Raw genomic sequence first — 16,665 nt, 5'->3', positions numbered from 1 at the left:
GCTCCCCTCGGTGTTTGTCGATGACGAGTCGCGGCGTGGCCGCGACGAGCCGCAGTGTGTTCGCGGTGTGGTCGGCACTGTACTCAGCGATGATTGTGATCGAACTCTCCGGGTGAACGCTATTCGGGTCACCGTCACGGACTACCTCTCAGGCCGTCCCCACAGCGGGGAGTCACCAGAAGGGGAGGACGGATGGAACCACCGAGGGAACAATCACCCGAACAGCAGAGACACAGCCGCGATTCGGACGCCCCCCGGCAGTCGCGGCGGAACGCTCCGGGAGCCGGGCCGCGCCGAACGGGGGCGGTCCACCCGGGTGGCTCGACACCGGCTTCCGGCGGAGCGGAACACCGCCGCGCGCTGCGCTCCAGGTGGCGCGGCGCCACGCTCGCCTCCGGGTGGCCGTTTCCCGGCGACTGGTACTGCACCGCCATCGACCGGGTGTGCGACGCCGCCCTGCATGGGGAGGGCCTGGAGGAGGAAGTGGGCAGGCTCGCCGCGCAGCGGGCCGAATCCGGGATCGGCCTGGACGAGACGCTGCGTGATCTCACTGTGCTGCACGCGGTGCTCTCGGGAGGCAACACCGGAAGCGCCCTGGTCGGTGGTGAGTGCGAGGAGGTGCCTCCGGCGCTGCTGCGCCGAGCGGCGCTCGCATGGGCGGACGTCGTCGCCGGACGTTCGGTCGAGCGGGAGGTCACCGACGCGCTGACCGGGCTGACCACGCGTTCCTACCTGCGGATGCGGTTGTACGAGGTGTACCGCGAGACCGGGGCCGCCCGAGCGGGAGGCGAAACGGAGACCGGTCGGGACAGCTACGAGCTGCTGGTCACCAGCCTCCGGTTGCCGCACGAGGACGTCCGGTGGTCCCGGTTGATGGGAGTGGTGCTGGCCGCCGACGTGCTGCGGGAGGTCTTCGACCGAGGGGAGACCGTCTCGCTGCTGCGCGAGTCCACCCCGGTGGTGCTCACCCGCAACGATCCCCGGATCGTGGAGCGACGCCGCCGCGCCGAATCGGCGATCAACGCCCGTATGCGGGCCGATCCGGAGCTGCGGCGAGCCATGGACGAGTCGGGCCGTGCCGTGAGCATTCGCGAGCTGCGCCTGCCCGCCGAGTACTCCGGTGCCTGCGAACTGCTCGACTCGCTGAGCTGACCGGACGTCGAGCCTCCGTGGTCGTCGTGGTGGGGGGTGCTCGCCGGAACCACGCACCGGCCCACGTGCCGGTGTGTGGTGCCACGGAGCGGTTCCCGATGTTTCGGAAGGGGAGTTGCGGTGGGGATACCGGCGCTCGGCCGCTTCCCCCGAACGGGTAGGCTATCCAATCTGTGGACCACCGCACTGCAACTCCCGTCGTCGGCATGGTCGGTGGCGGCCAGCTCGCGCGCATGACGCACCAGGCGGCCATCGGCCTCGGCCAGTCGTTGAAGGTACTGGCGGGCGCCCCGGACGAATCGGCGGCGCTGGTCGCCCCGAACGTCGAGATCGGCTCGCACACCGACCTCGAGGCGCTGCGCGCGTTCGCGGCGGGCTGCGATGCCGTGACGTTCGATCACGAACACGTCCCCAACGGGCATCTGAGCGCGCTCGCCGCCGAGGGGGTTGCGGTGCACCCCGGCCCGGAGGCGCTGCGGCACGCGCAGGACAAGCTCGTGATGCGCCGCAGGCTGCGTGACCTGGAACTGCCGGTTCCGCCGTTCGCCGAGGTCGGCAGCGTCACCGATGTGCTCGAGTTCGGCGCCGCCCACGGCTGGCCCTGCGTGCTCAAGACCGCGCGCGGCGGCTACGACGGCAAGGGCGTGTGGGTGCTGAACACCCCGGACGGCGCGCGGCGCACCGTCGGCGAGCTGCTCGACGCGGGAGCCCCGCTGATGGTGGAGCAGCGAGTGGCGCTGCGCAGGGAACTCGCCGTGCTCGTCGGCCGCTCGCCGTTCGGCCAGGGCGCCGCCTGGCCGGTGGTGGAGACCGTGCAGTCCGAGGGGATCTGCGTGCGGGTGCTCGCCCCCGCTCCCGACGCCTCAGCGGAGCTGCGGCAGCGGGCCCAGGACATCGCGCTCCGGATCGCCCACGAGCTGGGTGTGGTGGGGGTGCTCGCGGTCGAGATGTTCGAGACCGCGGACGGCCTGGTCATCAACGAGCTGGCGATGCGGCCGCACAACTCCGGCCACTTCAGCATCGACGGGTCGCGGACCTCGCAGTTCGAGCAGCACCTGCGGGCGGTGCTGGACTACCCGCTCGGCAGCACCGAGCTGACCGCCCCGGCCGTGGCCATGGGCAACGTGCTCGCCGCCCCCACCGAGCCGAGGATGAGCGTGGACGAGCGGGTGCATCACCTGTTCGCGCGTTTCCCCGGGGTCAAGCTGCACCTCTACGGCAAGGCCGAGCGGCCCGGACGCAAGGTCGGCCACGTCAACGTGCTCGGGGAGCGGATGGACGAGGTCAGTGAGCGGGCCCGGCTGGCCGCGCACTGGCTCGCGCACGCCGAGTGGCCCGATGGTTACTCCATCCACTGAATCCGATCGACGGCGGGTCGGTTTCGCGGAAGGAGCCGTTCGGGCGGCACGGTGTCGGTGGTCGGGAGCGAGCGCTGTCGTGCTCGGCCGGGCGAGCTCGGTCGGGTGAGAACCGGCGGCGGTGGGTTCCGTCGGCCTCATCCCGCGTGGTTCGATCACGACTTCCACTCGGCTGATCCGACGAGCCGTGAAGGAGTTGTCGAATGAACGCGGGTGAGGTGCCGTGGAGCGGGGCCGCATGGCGCAAGTCCGGTCACAGTGATCCGGAGCGCGACTGCGTGGAGGTCTCCTCGGCCCCCGAGGTGGTCGGTGTGCGGGACAGCAAGCGGGGTGACGCCTCGCCGGTGCTGGTGTTCGACCGGGCGCGGTGGCGGGAGTTCGTGTCCGCCCTCGGACGGTGAGGGGGCGCGGAGACCGGGTGGTGACACTGGTGAGTGGCAGGAACTCGTTTCCCGCATGATCTTCGGCGTCTGAGTCGCGACGGTATCCGGCACGAAGCTCCGGGAAAGTCTTCCGTCGGTTCCCAGAGTGGTGCTGGGGCTGTACGACTCGGACGGTAAGGGGTGGTGCTCCCGTTCCCCGCTGGAAGAAGGAGTGGCGAGAGCACCGCACCGTACCCCGTGGGTCAGCCGTGGCGTTTCCGCCGGAGTTCGTGAAGTGCTGCGGTGCCTTCGCGCAGCAGGTTGCTCAGGCCTTCCTCGGTGGTGACGAGTTCGGCGCCCGAACCCTGCCCGCCGAGCTCCATCTCCACCACGTCGCCGCACACCGCGTAGCGGATCGGACCGTCGTCCACCTTGATCCACGTGCCCATGCTGACCCCGTTCATCACGGCTCCTCCTGAATGGGTGTACCGATCTGCTCTACTGGTGATCTGGATCATCCAGCTAGCCGTTGATGCTACTTTTGTTACCGTAACAAGACAACTGGCTACGAAGGCACGTTCGGGTGGTGATGCTTTTCTTGGCGCGCTCGACGTGCGGATAGCTCGAAGGAGAAGCGTTGACGACCTCGCCTTTTCTGAACTCCAGTCCGATCCTGTTGCGTCGATGGCTCGGTATGGGACTGTTCAACCTCAGGCGACACGCAGGCGTCGGTCAGGATGAAGCCGCAGCGCGTCTCGACGTTCGTCGTCAGACGATCGGGCACTACGAATCGGGGCGGAACTTGCCTTCAGTCGGCGATCTCGAAGTGCTGCTCGACATGTACGGAGCGAGCGACGAGATCGAGCACTATCGCGCGCTGCGTGATGGAGCTCGGCGGGGCGAGAACTGGTGGCAAAAAGTCTCACAGATCCCCTCGTGGTTCGACCACTACTTGGGGCTGGAGTCGGGCGCGGTTCGAATCGATGCCTTCGCTCCGACTTTTCTGCCGGGACTGTTGCAGACGAAGAACTATGCCCAGGCGATGTTCAGTGCTGACTCCGCGTACGCGGAGAACTCGATGAAACAGTTGATTAATCTTCGGTTGGGGCGACGTCACGTCTTCGAACGTGAGTCTCGCCCGGCACGTCTGCGCGTAGTCGTGGACGAGAGCGTTTTCTATCGGCGTCAAGGTAGTGCGGAGGACATGCGTGAGCAGCTGTTGTCCTTGCTGCGCGACATGGAACATCCCCAGATAACTTTGCGAGTACTTCCGCTGGACGTGGGGGCTTTCGAGGGACAGCTCGACTACCCGTTCAAGATCTTGTCGTTTCCCGAGGAGATGGTAGGTGATCACGGGGTGGTCTTCGTTGAGTTGCTGGGAGATGCACGTTATTACGAGGAAGAAGGCGAGATCGAACTCTACGAACAGGCCATGGAGCGTCTGCTCGATGTTTCGGCTTCTCTGGCAGACTCCAGAGAGCTGATTCAACGAGCTGTGAAGGAGTTGTCGAGTGAACGCGGGTGAGTCTCCGTGGACCGGAACCGCATGGCGCAAGTCCAGTTTCAGCAGGCCCCAGGGCGACTGCGTGGAGGTCTCCTCGGCCCCCGAGGTGGTCGGTGTGCGGGACAGCAAGCGGGGTGACGCCTCGCCGGTGCTGGTGTTCGACCCCTTACGGTGGCGCGAGTTCGTGGCGGGGCTGCGGGACGGCTGATCCCGTTGCCCGCTTTCCCCGCATTGGTGCGGTTCGGTGCTCGCCTTGCTCTTTCCGGGGTAGTCGGAACCGGTGAGTTTCTGGTTCGAACCGATCAGATGTGTCGGACGTGGTTTTCCGGGCGATTCGGACTTGTTACAACCGGCGATGGTCATCGAGCGTCGCGGGAGGAAGCCGTGGGTGAGCGCCGGAAGCCTTCGGGGCTCGCGACCGCGTCCCCGGGACCGGCCCGGCCGCTCCGGTGAGCGGTTCCCGCACTCGACCGACCTCGCCAAAGCACCGCGTCTGCCGAGAGCGGAGGAAGCGCGAATATGCTCGGATCCACCAGGACCGCCCGCGCGACGAAGCGGTTCGCACTCCTGGCGGCCACCACGCTGGCCGCCACGCTGCTGGGTGCCGGACCGGCCGCGGGTCAGGCGCAGGCCGCCCCGCTGCCGCCGGACCAGGGCTGGCGTTCCTGCGGCAGCCTCCTGATCAAGAAGGCGTCGGTGAACAACAAGGGCAACATGTTCGAGGTCAACATGGTTCCGGGGCACGCCCTGCGCGTACCCCACCCCTCGGTCGGGGTGGCCTGGGGCGACCTGCGGAACTGCGTGACCTTTCCGAACCTGGACACCCTGCGCCAGCAGTTCGACTGCCACGCTGCCTTCGCGCGCAAGGAGCAGGAGTGGAACATGGAGTCCGACCGACAGTCCAACCCCGACTGGAAGACGGACAACCCGCTGAAGCACAGGTGTAACTGGGACAGCAGTGACGGCGGCGGGTCCTCCTGACCGGAGTTCGCCGCTCACCCCTGCCGCCGTACCCACCTACCCACCCGGCGGAACCTCTCGCGGGCTCTCGCTCCGTCGAGGCCCGACGCCGGGCAGCGGTGTTTCGAGGTCTGCCTTCCACGTATCGACGCCCCGGGCTCTCGACGGCCCGGGGCCATCCGCGAACCGCCGGGCTCCCGGTGCGTCAGGAGCTCGTGCGGCGGCCGGCGAACCAGACCGTTCCCACCACCAGCACGCAGCCCAGCAGCTGCCACCACGTGGGTGCCTCACCGAGCACGACCACTCCCCACAGCACAGCCAGCACCGGTTGCAGCAGCAACAGCGTGCTGCCGACGCTGCTGGGAACTCGGGGCAGCGCCGAGCCCACCACCAGTAGGCCCGTAACCTGCGAGGACAGTGCGAGGGCCGCCAGCCAGCCCAGGGCTGGCCAGCCGACCAGCAGTTCCACGCCCTGCCAGGGGGCGCCGACCAGCAGCGCAGTCGCCGCGGCCGATGCCGAGGCCAGGCAGGCCGGGGAGAAGCGGTGCCCGGTGTGCCGCTTGCCACCCAGTCGCAGCAGGAAGAGGTAGCCGCCGTAGGCCACCCCGGAGGCGGCGCCCAGTACCGCGCCGTAGGCGGGAGCCTCCCCGAACGCCCGGCTGTCGGCCACGCCGCCGACCAGCGCCACACCGGCGAGCATCACCGGGGTGGCCAGCAGGAATGTCGCCGACAGGCGTTCGCGGGTGATCAGCAGCGCCAGCAGCGGCGCGGCCAGCACCTGCACGTTGTTCAGCACCGTGGCGATTCCGGTGCCGATGTTGACGATGGACTCGCCCCACAGCACCAGGTCCAGTCCCAGGAAGAATCCCGCCAGCAGGTCCAACGCCGCCCAGCGGAGGCTCCGCCCGCCGAGCACGCGCCGTTCGCGCAGCGCGAGGGGGAGCAGCACCGGAAGCGCGAGCAGGCAGCGGAAGAAGGCCGCCGTTCCGGTGGTGGTGCCGGACAGCTTCATGAACAGCGCCGAGGCGGACAGGATCGTGGCCCCGAGGGTCAGGATCATTCGGGCGTCGGGGGAGGTGGGGCGTCCGGCGGTGGTCCGCTCGGTGTCGGCGGTGGTCATGAATTCGACGATGCGGGCCGAGAATATTGAGCACAAGCGAATATTTCTGCCTGGAATTCGGTAGAATCACTTGTGTGTTCAATGTGGAACGACTGCGCGCGTTGCACGCCCTCGCAGCGCACGGCTCCGTGGCCCTGGCCGCGTCCGCGCTGCACGTGACCCCCTCCGGGGTGTCCCAGCAGCTCGCCAAGCTGGAACGTGAGACGGGACACCAACTGCTGGAGCAGCACGGCCGCGGCGTACGCCTCACGGCCGCCGGTCACGTGCTGGCCAAGCACGCCTCGGAGATCCTCTCCCGGATGTCGGAGGCGCGATCCGACCTGGAGGGCCTAAGCGAGGAGATACTCGGCCCGCTGCGGATCGGCTCGATCTCCACCGTGCTGCGGGCGGTGGTTCCCGGGGCGTTGAGCGCGCTGCACCGCAGACATCCCAGGCTGGAGGTCACGCTGCGGGAAGGTGAGGCGGAGGAGACGATCCCGGCCCTGGTGCGCCGCGACCTCGACCTGGCGGTGCTGGAGAGCTGGGACAGGCGGCCCGCGCAGCTGCCCGCCGAGGTCAGCTACCGCAGGCTGTGCACCGACACCGCCGATGTCGCGCTGCCGGAGCAGCACCGGCTCGCCCATCGCAGCACGGTCGCGCTGCACGAGCTCGCCGACACCCCCTGGGTGAGCTGGGCCAGCGATACCGCCTGCCACGAGTGGTTGGTGCAGACCCTGCGCTCGCAGGGGTTCGAACCGCGCGTCACCTGCAACGTGGCCGGGTATCCCACCCAGCTCGAACTGGTCGCCGCCAACCTCGCGGGGGCGCTGGTACCCCGGCTGGCCCGCGATTCGGTACCCGCCGGGGTCGCGATCGTGCGAACCAGACCGGTGCTGCAACGGCAGGTGCTCGCGCTGTGGCGCACCGACTCCGAGCGTCCGGCGATCCGCGCCTGCGTGGACGCCCTGGCAGCCGTCACCGAACAGCAGACCCTGGTGGCCCCGCACGACCAACAGTAGTGGGACTCCTCACCCGGTTCGCGCCGTCCCACCGGGGCGGAGCCGCGTGGCCGCGCCGGCTCCGAGAGCGGAGGGCACCGTACGGGAGCCGGGCCGCGTCGGGCGCGCCACCACCCGACCGGAACCTCCTCCGGGGATCTAGGCTCGGCGGGAAAGCGACGCGACGAGCACGGGGAGGAATCGTTGGTGGACTCCGACGGGCGGACACCGCTGGTGGGCCTGGTGATGGGCAGTGACTCGGACTGGCCGGTGATGCGGGAAGCCGGGGAGGCGTTGACCGAGTTCGACGTTCCCTACGAGGTGGGGGTCTACTCGGCGCACCGCACCCCGCGGCGGATGCTGGACTACGCCGCCGGCGCGGCGGACCGAGGCGTCCGGGTCGTCATCGCCGGTGCGGGCGGTGCGGCTCACTTGCCCGGCATGGTCGCCTCGGCCACCGTCCTGCCGGTCATCGGGGTGCCGGTTCCGCTGAAGTACCTGGACGGCATGGACTCGCTGCTGTCCATCGTGCAGATGCCCGCCGGTATCCCGGTGGCGACCGTTTCCGTCGGCGGCGCGCGCAACGCCGGGCTGCTGGCCGTACGCACCCTGGCGGCCGACTCCGGCGAGCTCGGTGCCCGGCTGCGCGAGCGGATGAGCCGGTTCCAGGCCGAGCTGGAGACCAAGGTGCTGGACAAGGACTCCGCGCTGCGCGAGCGGGTGGCAGCCGGGGAGTAGGAGCGCGTCCGGAAACGTTCGGACGACGAAGCCTCGTTCGGCTTCAGCCGAGCTCGTTGACGAGCACCGCCTCGTGCGCGGTGCCGATCGGTCCGTGGGTGTCGAACAGCCTGGCTCTGGCCACTCCGATGCCGCTGGTCTCGACGTCCCGCCGGATCTCCATGCCCAGCCATTCGCCCGCGAGTTCGCGGTGCAGGTAGCAGGTGATGTCGGTGTTGATCCACGGCCCGAACAGCTCGCCGACGGGGCTGGCCGCGCTGATGCAGTCCACCAGTGTGGCGGTGTGCACCAGTGGACTCATCGGTTCCGCGGGCAGTAGTGGAACGGGCATCCGCATCCACACCCTGCTGGCGTCCGGGCTGCTCTGGTCGTCGACCCACCGCACGTCGACCACGTCGTGGACTCCCCAGCGCAGCCCGAGCTCGGGCGGGATCAGCGATCCGTCGGCGAGCCCTTCCGGGCCGGTGAACGGCGGTGGTGACGTGCGGTTCGACCCGTCCAGCTCGGTGCGCCGCAGCAGCTGTGCGGTTGCCCGGGTGAGCGTTTCCGCGCCGCTGGTCAGCTCGGCCTCGACGACGTGCAGGCGCTTGCCCGAGCGCAGGGAGCGGGTCGATACCGCCACGTGCTGCCGGGGGACCGGGCGCATCAGGTCGAAGGTCAGCCGGGCGACGAACAGTTCGGGATCGGGTACCGCGCCTTCGATGGCGCGGGCCAGCAGCCCGGCGACCGGTCCACCCCCGGTCAGCTCGCCCCACGGGTTTCCCGCCGCCTCGGTGGCGACGAACCCTTCGCCGTCGGTCTCGAACAGGGTCTGCGTCGAATCGGACACGCCCTGATGCTACTTGCGAGTAAAGCAAATTGCGAGACGTGTCAGGACCGGTTCGCCGACTCGGTGCGGCCGGGCGTCGTTGCCGAGGATCGAGCCCCGAAGGTTGGGAGACCGGAGCCGTGCCCGCGTGGGGCGGGAAACCCCTCATCCGGCGATCCCGAGCTCCACCGTGGTTTTCTCGTCGGAACGCCGCTTGTCCAGCAGCTCGGTGTTGTCGCCCTCGAAAAGTCCGGTGAGCTGAACCAACGACGCCTCTCCCGCCAGCACCGCCAGCAGGCCGTCCAGCACTCCCTCCGGCATCGTCCACTCCAGTGCGGACAGCACGCGGTCCCGGCCGCCGATCCCCAACGTCGTGGCGCGTCGCCGGGCAGCTCCCACCAGCTCGTCCACAGTGGATTCGAGCAGGGCGGGGGTGTCGCCGGGGACCGGCAGCAGGGGGGTGAACTCGTCGCCGCGCACGCGCACCTCGGAGGCGAAGTCCAGCACGTCGCCGTCGAGTCCCGGCACGGAACCCCCCAGCGCGTCCAGGCCCACCGCGAGCACGGTGCCGGCGCCCTCGCCCTCCGAGACCCGCTGCCCGGGAACGAACGCCGCTTCCGCACCCGAGGCCGAGTCGGTCACCCGGGCACCACACCACCAGGCACCCAGCAGGATTCCCGCGGTCTGCCAGTGGGCGGGCAGCCGGACCGCCACCGGCATCCCCGGTTCGATGTCGAGCTCCTCGGTCAGCCAGTTGGCCGTTTTCGCCGCCCAGTTGCCCACGGTGGCGCGGGAGAGTTCCACGCGACCGCCCGTGGCCTCGTCGTAGTGCGTGATCAGTGGCCGTGCCGATCCGTTGGCCAGCAACGGGGACAGCAGAGTCGCGGTGACGCTCATCGGTTCTCCAATCGGTGGATACCCCGGTGTCCGAACCGGGGAGGTGACGATCCCGAAGCGGTCGCCGGTGACCCGGGATCGGAACCACGTACGAACTCGCCGCCATGTAAGCATGGCTCGTAGACCGGCGAAGCGGACGTTCGGTCACCCACTCCCAACCCGGTAGGGACGGGACGTGGTCACGAAGACGGCTACCGGGGTAACTTCGCTCATACGTGGAGTCTTCGAACGGCGCGCCGGGGTGGTTTCGCGGGATGCGACGAGAAATCGAGCGTGAGCACGAGTCCCAGGAGGACTTCCCGAAGGTGCGGGCACATCGCTATTCGCGCGAGTTCGCCGGCAGCGCTCGCTCGTTTCGGCGGCTTCCGGGGCGGCGGATCGGCGCGGCCGTCAGCGAGATCGAAGCGATCGCCCGAGCGGGAGGCTCTCCGGAGCGTGTTCTCGGCGATCCCGCGGGGCACGCTCGTCGGCTGGCCGCCCGAGAACCCACCCTGCCGCTGCCCTCCTTCCCTCGTTGCGTCCTGGCTCTTTCCGTCGCTCTGCTCGGGGCGTTCGCCGTGCTCGGTGGGCTGCACCGGCTCACCACGGGAGGTGAGTTCCGGCTCGGCCTCTCCGGACTGGTGGTGGCGGCGCTCCTCGTGGTCATGGCCGCGCTGCTCGTCGGGGGATACCGGCGGGACCAGCGCTGCTCACCGATGATGTTGCCGGTGGTTTTCTGGTTGGCATCCCTGCCGGAGCCCGCTGAATCGCTCGGCTCCGGGCCCGCGGTGCCGCCGGGTCTGGTCCTCCCGGTCGGTGCCGTACTGCTGGTGTCCGGTGCCGTGTTGTGGTTGGCCACGCTCCCCCGGCCGGGTCGGATCGTCGATTCGGACGGAGCGGACCGGACCGAGCTCGCACGCCCGACCCCCCGCTCCGTCGTCATCTGGGGACTCATCTCGGTGGTGCCGCTGGTGTTCGCGGCAGCCAACACGTGGGGAGTGCCCTTCTGAGCCCGGCCGGTGCCGAGGTCCTTTCCGAGGGGCGAACTCCGGTGGCACGACGCGCCGCGAGTCCCGGTGGGATCCACAACGGGCGTACCGTCGGAAGTGTCGTCAGTACACGCAGGGAATCCCGTCGGGAGTGATCTCCCTGTCGTCCGAGCCCTCGGCGCGGGGTTCCGCCGACGGGGCGGCGCGCGCACCGTCCAACCGCACCGGTCGCCTTCCCGTCACGCGGTGCGTCGGCTCGGTGGAACCGCCGGGCGGCTCACCAGAGGAACCGGTCTCGGAGACCGGAGCCGAGGGACCCACGTCGTCCCCGAATCGTGCGACGAACTTCTTCACCCGTTCACCGTCGACGGTGACGACGCTGCGCCCCGCCGAGTTCCGCACCGTGGTGTCCGACACCGGAATGGTCACGAAGCCGATGTCGCCGGAAGCCAGCGACTGCATCCGCCGCACGAAGTCCATCAGTCCCCAGCTGCTGTCCAGCACCACGGACTTGCGGGCCGCGGCGACCAGGTCGTTGATCCGCCCCGTGTCGGTCAGGGTTCCGCTGGACAGCACCTTGTCGGCGACGGCGGCCATGAACACCTGCTGGCGCACGATCCGGTCCAGGTCACCGTCGGGCAGGCCGTGCCGCTGCCGGACGAAGGCCAACGCGTCCCCACCGGAGATCGTCTGTTCCCCCGCCGGGAAGTCGGCCCCGGAGTCCTTGTCGCTGGTCGGACGCTTCAGGCACACTCGTACCCCGCCGAGGGCCTTGGTGACCTCGTAGAATCCCAGCAGGTTCACCTCCGCGTAGTGGTCCACCCCGACACCGGTCAGTGACTCGACCACGTCGATCAGCGCGTGGACCCCTGCCCGCTTGGAGAGCCGTTCGACCTCCTCGGCGGTGTGCCCGCCCTCCGACCGGAGCTCCAGTGCTCTGTCGTGCTTGGTGAGCCCGTAGACGCCGTTGATCTTCTGTAACCGGCCGGAACGCCGTACCGCCGTGTCACGCGGGATGGAGACGGCGGTGGGGCTGGTTCCGTCGTCGGGCACGCGCAACAGGATGAGCGTGTCCGTGTTCAGCCCACTGGCCGATTCGGTGCGCAGCATGTCGAGCACCTCCTCCGGCAGCGGGTTGCCCTGCGCGTCGGTGCGGCTGTCGTTGCCGACCAGCAGGATGTCGGTCGCGGTGTCCCTCGGCACCTGCCGGGCCGAGTCGCCGTCCCGCAGGTCGAGCCTGTTGAGCTGGTTCTCCAGCACCCCCAGCGCGCCCCAGCCCAGCCCCGTGAAGGCGAGGACCGCCACCGAGAGGAGCGTCAGCAGGGAACGCGCGATGATCCTGGCTCCACCGCGCAGGGCACGGCCACCTCGGCGTGCGGTGGGAGCGCGCCCTCCCGCCGAAGTGGTCGCACCGGCAGCGGCCGTCTCGGAGTTCTCGGGGGGTTCGGGCTCGGTTTCCGAAGGCGGGGGCGTCGTTGCCGATTCCGCGCCGTCACGTGCCGCGTCGTCTCCTCCCGAATCCTCCGGCGGCGTCGTGCGCGTGTCGGGCTCGTCCACGCAATCCTCCTGGAAAACGGCTGTCTCGCCGCGGGCCGGTCCTTCCGGAACCGGAGCACGCCTCCTCAGGGGGCGGGACGCGTGGGGCGATTCCCGAAACGGCGTGCGGATCCGGATTTTCCAAGGCTAACGTGTGATCAACGAGCTCATGTGAGGATCGTTCGATTACCGTGCCCGATCGGTGCCGCCGTCCCACCGCGACGGTCGACCGGAAGAGCCTTACGTGGCCGGGAACCTTCGACCGGTCAGTTCACACAGCGAACACCCTCCGCCGTGATCGGTCGCTCCTCGCCGGTCGGGGTGGTGTCTGTACCTTCGGCTCGCGCCGCGCCGTCGAGGCGCACCGCGCCGGAACCGCTGAACTCGCGGGCGCCCGGCCCGGTGTAGTCGTCACCCAGGTAGACCGCCACCGAGCCCGGTTCGACCTCCTCGTCCGTTTCCACCGGGACGCCGCCCAGGTCCGACGCGACCAGTTTCGCGGCCCGTTCGGCGCCGGACGAGTAACGCACCACCGACTCCGACAGCATCCGCGCCGCGTTGGCGGCCACTCCTTCGTCGAACCCCCTGTCGGAGAGATCGGTCAGAACCCGACCCGCCAGTCCCGGGGCGCCCGAGGCGTTGTAGACGTTGACCTCGGTATCCGCGCGCAGTCGCTCGTTCCGCTCGGCGGAGCGCTGGGCCTGTTCGCGCTTCTTCCGCGAGAGCAGCAGATTGTCGACGAAGTCCTTCACCTTCCGGGGGTCGGCCTCCAGCCCGGTGCCGGGGCCGGTCATCTCTACCGGGATCGTGTAGAACTTGATGTCGCCCGCCGCGATCCCCTGCATCTGCCGCGCGAAGGACAGCACGTCCCAGTCCTTGTCCAGCGTGATCGAGTCCTGCAGCGCGCTCATCAGGTCCCCCAGCTTGCCGGGTCGCAGCATCCCGGCCGAGAGCATCTTCTCGGCCAGTCCCGACATGAAGACCTGCTGCCGCACTATTCGGTCGAGGTCTCCCTCGGGCAGGCCGTGCCGCTGCCGGACGAAGGCCAGCGCGTCGCCCTTGGAGAGGGTGTGCACCCCCGCTGAGAAGTCGGCTCCGGAGTAGGGATCGTCCACCGGGTTCTTCAGGCACACCTTCACACCGCCGACCACCTCGGTGAGCTTGTAGAAGCCGAGCAGGTTCACCTCCGCGTAGTGCTCGATCGTCACCCCGGCGAATTCCTCGATGGTGCGCATCAGGAACTCCTTGCCCGCCTTCTCGGAGAGCCGGTTCAGCTTCTTCTCGTCGGTGATCCCCTGTGCTTCGAGTTCCTCCCGCTCGGCCGCGCGCTTCCGGTTCATCGCGGAGTTGAGCTTGTTCTCGCCGAACTCGCCCATGTCGACCATGGTGTCGCGCGGAAAGGACACCGCGCGGGCGCGCTTGCCGTCGTCGGGGATGCGCACCAGGATCATCGTGTCGGTGAGGTTCCCGCCCGCCTGGCTGGCGCGGAGCTCGCGCAGCACCTCGTCCGGCAGCGGATCGCCCTGCGCGTCGGTGCGGCTGTCGTTGCCCACCAGCAGGATGTCGGTGGCGCCGTCGGGGGAGTCCCGACCTCCGGCGGTGGAGATGTCGCCCCGCAAGCCGGAGCCGAGCTGATGCAGCGTCCCCCAGCCGTACCCGGTGGTGGTCAGCACGACGAGTGAGAGCAGCAGTACCAGCAGCCTGCCGGTGAGGCGGCCGCGTCGCGGTCCACGGCCCCGTCCGCCTCGGCGTCCCCACACGTCGTCGGGTGGCGGCGGTTGTCGTGCGTCACGCGGACGGCCCTGTTGTCGTCCCGACTGACTACTGTGCGTACTTGTTGTGCCGTATCGTTGTCCTTGTCGGGAAGAGGACCGCCCCTCGTGTCCTCTCGTTCCGGGAGGTCCGCCGTCAGGTCGGCCGCCGGTGTCGTGGAGCCGGCGGGAATAGGGCCGTCCGGCGTGCCCGTACGGGTCACCCGGTCGTCGTGGCCGGTTGTTCACGCCGAGTCCTCCTTGAGCGCGTAGCGGGTGGGCACCCGGCCCCGAGGTACCGCCGCCCTTGTCCTGTGTAGGTTAACGCTGATCACGGCAGTACGTCGTTCGTAGCCGAAAATGGACGGGTTCTCCTGTTCGGGTGACGCGTCGCGTTCACGTTGGGTTGCGTAGCGGCTGGGGAGTTCCGGCCGAAGGCATGGCAGACTTCGGTCGGTTTCCGCGAGCCCGCCGGGTTGTCGCGGGAGCGACACACGGCGATGGGGAAGGTGCGATGAAGGTCCTGGTCACCGGTGGAGCCGGTTTCATCGGTTCGCATTACGTGCGTCGGCTGCTGGCGGGGGACTACCCCGCGTTCGAGGGCGCCGAGGTCGTCGTGCTGGACAAACTCACCTACGCGGGCAACACCGAGAACCTGGCCGAGGTCGCCGATGACCCCAGACTGCGGCTGGTGCGCGGTGACATCCGCGATCCGGAGCCGCTCGCGGAGCTGATGCCCGGAACCGACGTGGTGGTGCACTTCGCCGCCGAGTCCCACGTGGACCGGTCCATCACCGCGGGCGCCGATTTCGTGCTGACCAACGTCGTGGGAACCGAGAACCTGCTGCGCGCCGCCCTCTCGGCGGGGGTCACCAAGTTCGTGCACGTCTCCACCGACGAGGTCTACGGTTCGATCGACGAGGGTTCCTGGTCCGAGGATCACCCGTTGGAGCCCAACTCGCCGTACTCGGCCTCCAAGGCGGGTTCGGACCTGCTGGCCAGGGCCTACCACCGCACCCATGAGCTGCCGGTCTGCGTCACGCGGTGCTCCAACAACTACGGTCCCTATCAGCACCCCGAGAAGATGATTCCCCTGTTCGTGACCAATCTCCTGGACGGCGAGAAGGTGCCGCTCTACGGGGACGGCGGCAACATCCGTGACTGGTTGCACGTCGCGGATCACTGCCGGGGGATACAGCTGGTCGCCGAGTCGGGCGAGCCGGGCGAGGTGTACAACATCGGAGGAGGGACCGAGCTGACCAACGCCGAGCTCACCGCCGAACTGCTGGAAGCGGTGGGGGCCGACTGGTCGATGGTGCGGCCGGTCACCGACCGCAAGGGGCACGATCGCCGCTACTCGCTGCGCTACGACAAGATCAGTACCGAGCTCGGTTACCGTCCCACCGTCTCCCTGGAGGAGGGACTCGCCGAGACCGTCCGGTGGTACCGGCGGAACCGTGCCTGGTGGCAGCCGCTCAAGTACGCCTGACGAAGTCGTCGCCGCGCCTCGTGGAAGCCGATTCCCGAGGTTCTTCCCGAAAACCTTTCGTATTCGTCCGTGATTCGTCGAGGAGCGAGACCATGCCCCCGCCCGCACTGCTGATCCCCGGAGGACGTGGTCAGCTCGGCACCGATCTGGTGGGGCGGCGCGGCCCCGCCGGCCTGGTGCACGCCCCCGGTTCCTCGGAACTCGACATCACCGACTCCGGCGTGCTCACCGACGCCGTCGACTCGTTCGCCGACGCCGCGGGCGACGCGGGACTGCGCCCGGTGGTCGTCAACCTGGCCGCCTACACCGCCGTGGACGATGCCGAGTCCGACCCGGTGACCGCCGAACGGGTGAACACACGCGGTCCCGCCGCGCTCGCCGAGGTGTGCCGGAAACGGGGACTGCCGCTGTTGCACGTCTCCACCGACTACGTCTTCGGCGGGGATGCCTCCGTCCCCTACGAGCCGGACGACGAGACCGGGCCGCGCAGCGTGTACGGCAGGACCAAGCTGGCGGGGGAACGGGCGGTGCTGGCCGCCCATCCCCGTGCCTGGGTGGTGCGCACCGCCTGGCTCTACGGGGTGGGCGGGACGAACTTCGTCAGCACGATGGCCCGGTTGTGTCTCGAACGCGAAACCGTTTCGGTGGCCGAGGACCAGGTCGGCTCGCCGACCTGGACCGCCGACCTGGCCGGTGGGCTGCTGGAGCTGGCCGACTCGGTCGCGCGGCGTGACGAGCCCGCGGCGCGGGTGCTGCACTGCACCAACACGGGAAGCGCGAACCGCTGCGAGTTCGCCCGGGCGGTCTTCGAGGAAATGGGAGCCGACCCCGAGCGGGTCCGCCCGGTCGCCACGGCGGACGTCCCCCGGCCCGCTCCCAGACCGTCGTTCTCGGTGCTGTCGGATCGGAAGTGGACCGAAGGCGGCCTCACCCCGCTGCGGCCCTGGCGGGAGGCGCTGCGCGCGGCCTTCGAACGGCACGGTGCCGCCTGGGGAGTGCGCTGACCCCGGCTTTTTCGCTCCCACACCCGAGTGGTCCGCGACCG

At 69.3% G+C, this 16,665-nt stretch carries 17 protein-coding genes; 11 read left to right on the top strand and 6 right to left on the bottom strand.

What is annotated here, in order from left to right:
- Positions 1-192: 192 nt before the first annotated feature.
- From BLQ75_RS00350 to BLQ75_RS00340, 3 genes are all read left to right on the top strand, one after another.
- The gene (locus BLQ75_RS00350) at positions 193-1,152 is read left to right on the top strand and encodes a hypothetical protein (RefSeq protein ID WP_211481084.1); all 960 of its coding nucleotides are present in this window, start codon (positions 193-195) and stop codon (positions 1,150-1,152) included.
- Between the two features lie 173 nt (positions 1,153-1,325).
- Positions 1,326-2,510, top strand: a complete 1,185-nt coding sequence (locus BLQ75_RS00345) for a 5-(carboxyamino)imidazole ribonucleotide synthase (protein ID WP_092596048.1) — start codon at positions 1,326-1,328, stop codon at positions 2,508-2,510.
- A 203-nt stretch (positions 2,511-2,713) separates the two neighbouring features.
- Positions 2,714-2,911, top strand: coding sequence for a DUF397 domain-containing protein (locus tag BLQ75_RS00340; RefSeq protein ID WP_092596047.1), 198 nt, complete (start codon positions 2,714-2,716; stop codon positions 2,909-2,911).
- A gap of 224 nt (positions 2,912-3,135) precedes the next feature.
- Here BLQ75_RS00340 and BLQ75_RS00335 read toward each other — a convergent pair whose 3' ends face one another.
- Entirely contained in the window at positions 3,136-3,336 is a 201-nt protein-coding gene (locus BLQ75_RS00335; RefSeq protein WP_092596046.1) for a hypothetical protein, read from the bottom strand.
- Positions 3,337-3,509: 173 nt separating this feature from the next.
- On the opposite strand from BLQ75_RS00335, the gene BLQ75_RS00330 reads away from it, so the two are divergent.
- The 3 genes from BLQ75_RS00330 (at position 3,510) to BLQ75_RS00320 (ending at position 5,357) form a co-directional block, all read left to right on the top strand.
- Entirely contained in the window at positions 3,510-4,397 is an 888-nt protein-coding gene (locus BLQ75_RS00330; RefSeq protein ID WP_092596045.1) for a helix-turn-helix domain-containing protein, read from the top strand.
- Entirely contained in the window at positions 4,384-4,584 is a 201-nt protein-coding gene (locus tag BLQ75_RS00325; protein WP_092596044.1) for a DUF397 domain-containing protein, read from the top strand. The genes BLQ75_RS00330 and BLQ75_RS00325 overlap by 14 nt, the downstream gene beginning before the upstream one ends.
- A gap of 311 nt (positions 4,585-4,895) precedes the next feature.
- The gene (locus BLQ75_RS00320; protein WP_092596041.1) at positions 4,896-5,357 is read left to right on the top strand and encodes a DUF2599 domain-containing protein; all 462 of its coding nucleotides are present in this window, start codon (positions 4,896-4,898) and stop codon (positions 5,355-5,357) included.
- A gap of 184 nt (positions 5,358-5,541) precedes the next feature.
- Here the strand turns inward: BLQ75_RS00320 and BLQ75_RS00315 are convergent, their stop codons facing one another.
- Complete coding sequence (locus BLQ75_RS00315) at positions 5,542-6,456, bottom strand: DMT family transporter (RefSeq protein WP_211481083.1); 915 nt, start codon at positions 6,454-6,456, stop codon at positions 5,542-5,544.
- Positions 6,457-6,530: 74 nt separating this feature from the next.
- Here BLQ75_RS00315 and BLQ75_RS00310 point away from each other — a divergent pair, with 74 nt between their 5' ends.
- The gene (locus BLQ75_RS00310; RefSeq protein WP_092596039.1) at positions 6,531-7,454 is read left to right on the top strand and encodes a LysR family transcriptional regulator; all 924 of its coding nucleotides are present in this window, start codon (positions 6,531-6,533) and stop codon (positions 7,452-7,454) included.
- 225 nt (positions 7,455-7,679) lie between these two features.
- Complete coding sequence (gene purE / locus BLQ75_RS00305) at positions 7,680-8,171, top strand: 5-(carboxyamino)imidazole ribonucleotide mutase (RefSeq protein WP_092597123.1); 492 nt, start codon at positions 7,680-7,682, stop codon at positions 8,169-8,171.
- A gap of 43 nt (positions 8,172-8,214) precedes the next feature.
- Here purE and BLQ75_RS00300 read toward each other — a convergent pair whose 3' ends face one another.
- Both BLQ75_RS00300 and BLQ75_RS00295 read right to left on the bottom strand, forming a co-directional pair.
- Positions 8,215-9,000, bottom strand: coding sequence for a thioesterase family protein (locus BLQ75_RS00300; RefSeq protein WP_092596038.1), 786 nt, complete (start codon positions 8,998-9,000; stop codon positions 8,215-8,217).
- Between the two features lie 144 nt (positions 9,001-9,144).
- Positions 9,145-9,876, bottom strand: coding sequence for a TIGR03089 family protein (locus BLQ75_RS00295; RefSeq protein WP_092596037.1), 732 nt, complete (start codon positions 9,874-9,876; stop codon positions 9,145-9,147).
- Positions 9,877-10,130: 254 nt separating this feature from the next.
- On the opposite strand from BLQ75_RS00295, the gene BLQ75_RS00290 reads away from it, so the two are divergent.
- A complete protein-coding gene (locus BLQ75_RS00290; protein WP_092596036.1) occupies positions 10,131-10,865 on the top strand; it encodes a hypothetical protein in 735 nt (244 codons plus the stop codon).
- A gap of 102 nt (positions 10,866-10,967) precedes the next feature.
- Here the strand turns inward: BLQ75_RS00290 and BLQ75_RS00285 are convergent, their stop codons facing one another.
- Both BLQ75_RS00285 and BLQ75_RS00280 read right to left on the bottom strand, forming a co-directional pair.
- A complete protein-coding gene (locus BLQ75_RS00285) occupies positions 10,968-12,401 on the bottom strand; it encodes an LCP family protein (protein WP_092596034.1) in 1,434 nt (477 codons plus the stop codon).
- Between the two features lie 245 nt (positions 12,402-12,646).
- A complete protein-coding gene (locus BLQ75_RS00280) occupies positions 12,647-14,140 on the bottom strand; it encodes an LCP family protein (RefSeq protein ID WP_211481082.1) in 1,494 nt (497 codons plus the stop codon).
- A gap of 505 nt (positions 14,141-14,645) precedes the next feature.
- Here BLQ75_RS00280 and rfbB point away from each other — a divergent pair.
- Both rfbB and rfbD read left to right on the top strand, forming a co-directional pair.
- The gene (gene rfbB, locus BLQ75_RS00275) at positions 14,646-15,620 is read left to right on the top strand and encodes a dTDP-glucose 4,6-dehydratase (protein WP_092596032.1); all 975 of its coding nucleotides are present in this window, start codon (positions 14,646-14,648) and stop codon (positions 15,618-15,620) included.
- Between the two features lie 92 nt (positions 15,621-15,712).
- Positions 15,713-16,624: a dTDP-4-dehydrorhamnose reductase gene (rfbD, locus tag BLQ75_RS00270; protein WP_092596029.1), complete on the top strand. Its 912-nt coding sequence runs from the start codon at positions 15,713-15,715 to the stop codon at positions 16,622-16,624.
- Positions 16,625-16,665 lie beyond the last annotated feature (41 nt).

This window comes from Actinopolyspora xinjiangensis, assembly GCF_900104475.1.
In the GTDB taxonomy this organism is placed as follows: Bacteria; Actinomycetota; Actinomycetes; order Mycobacteriales; family Pseudonocardiaceae; genus Actinopolyspora; species Actinopolyspora xinjiangensis.
This window is presented reverse-complemented; position numbering and strand designations above follow the sequence as displayed.

Bases quoted from the DNA above. Each gene is read 5' to 3' on its own strand.
- BLQ75_RS00350 (WP_211481084.1), top strand. From the start codon at position 193: ATGGAACCACCGAGGGAACAATCACCCGAACAGCAGAGACACAGCCGC.
- BLQ75_RS00340 (WP_092596047.1), top strand. From the start codon at position 2,714: ATGAACGCGGGTGAGGTGCCGTGGAGCGGGGCCGCATGGCGCAAGTCC.
- BLQ75_RS00335 (WP_092596046.1), bottom strand. From the start codon at position 3,336: ATGAACGGGGTCAGCATGGGCACGTGGATCAAGGTGGACGACGGTCCG.
- BLQ75_RS00320 (WP_092596041.1), top strand. From the start codon at position 4,896: ATGCTCGGATCCACCAGGACCGCCCGCGCGACGAAGCGGTTCGCACTC.
- BLQ75_RS00315 (WP_211481083.1), bottom strand. From the start codon at position 6,456: ATGACCACCGCCGACACCGAGCGGACCACCGCCGGACGCCCCACCTCC.
- purE (WP_092597123.1), top strand. From the start codon at position 7,680: ATGGGCAGTGACTCGGACTGGCCGGTGATGCGGGAAGCCGGGGAGGCG.
- BLQ75_RS00295 (WP_092596037.1), bottom strand. From the start codon at position 9,876: ATGAGCGTCACCGCGACTCTGCTGTCCCCGTTGCTGGCCAACGGATCG.
- BLQ75_RS00290 (WP_092596036.1), top strand. From the start codon at position 10,131: ATGCGACGAGAAATCGAGCGTGAGCACGAGTCCCAGGAGGACTTCCCG.
- rfbB (WP_092596032.1), top strand. From the start codon at position 14,646: ATGAAGGTCCTGGTCACCGGTGGAGCCGGTTTCATCGGTTCGCATTAC.
- rfbD (WP_092596029.1), top strand. From the start codon at position 15,713: ATGCCCCCGCCCGCACTGCTGATCCCCGGAGGACGTGGTCAGCTCGGC.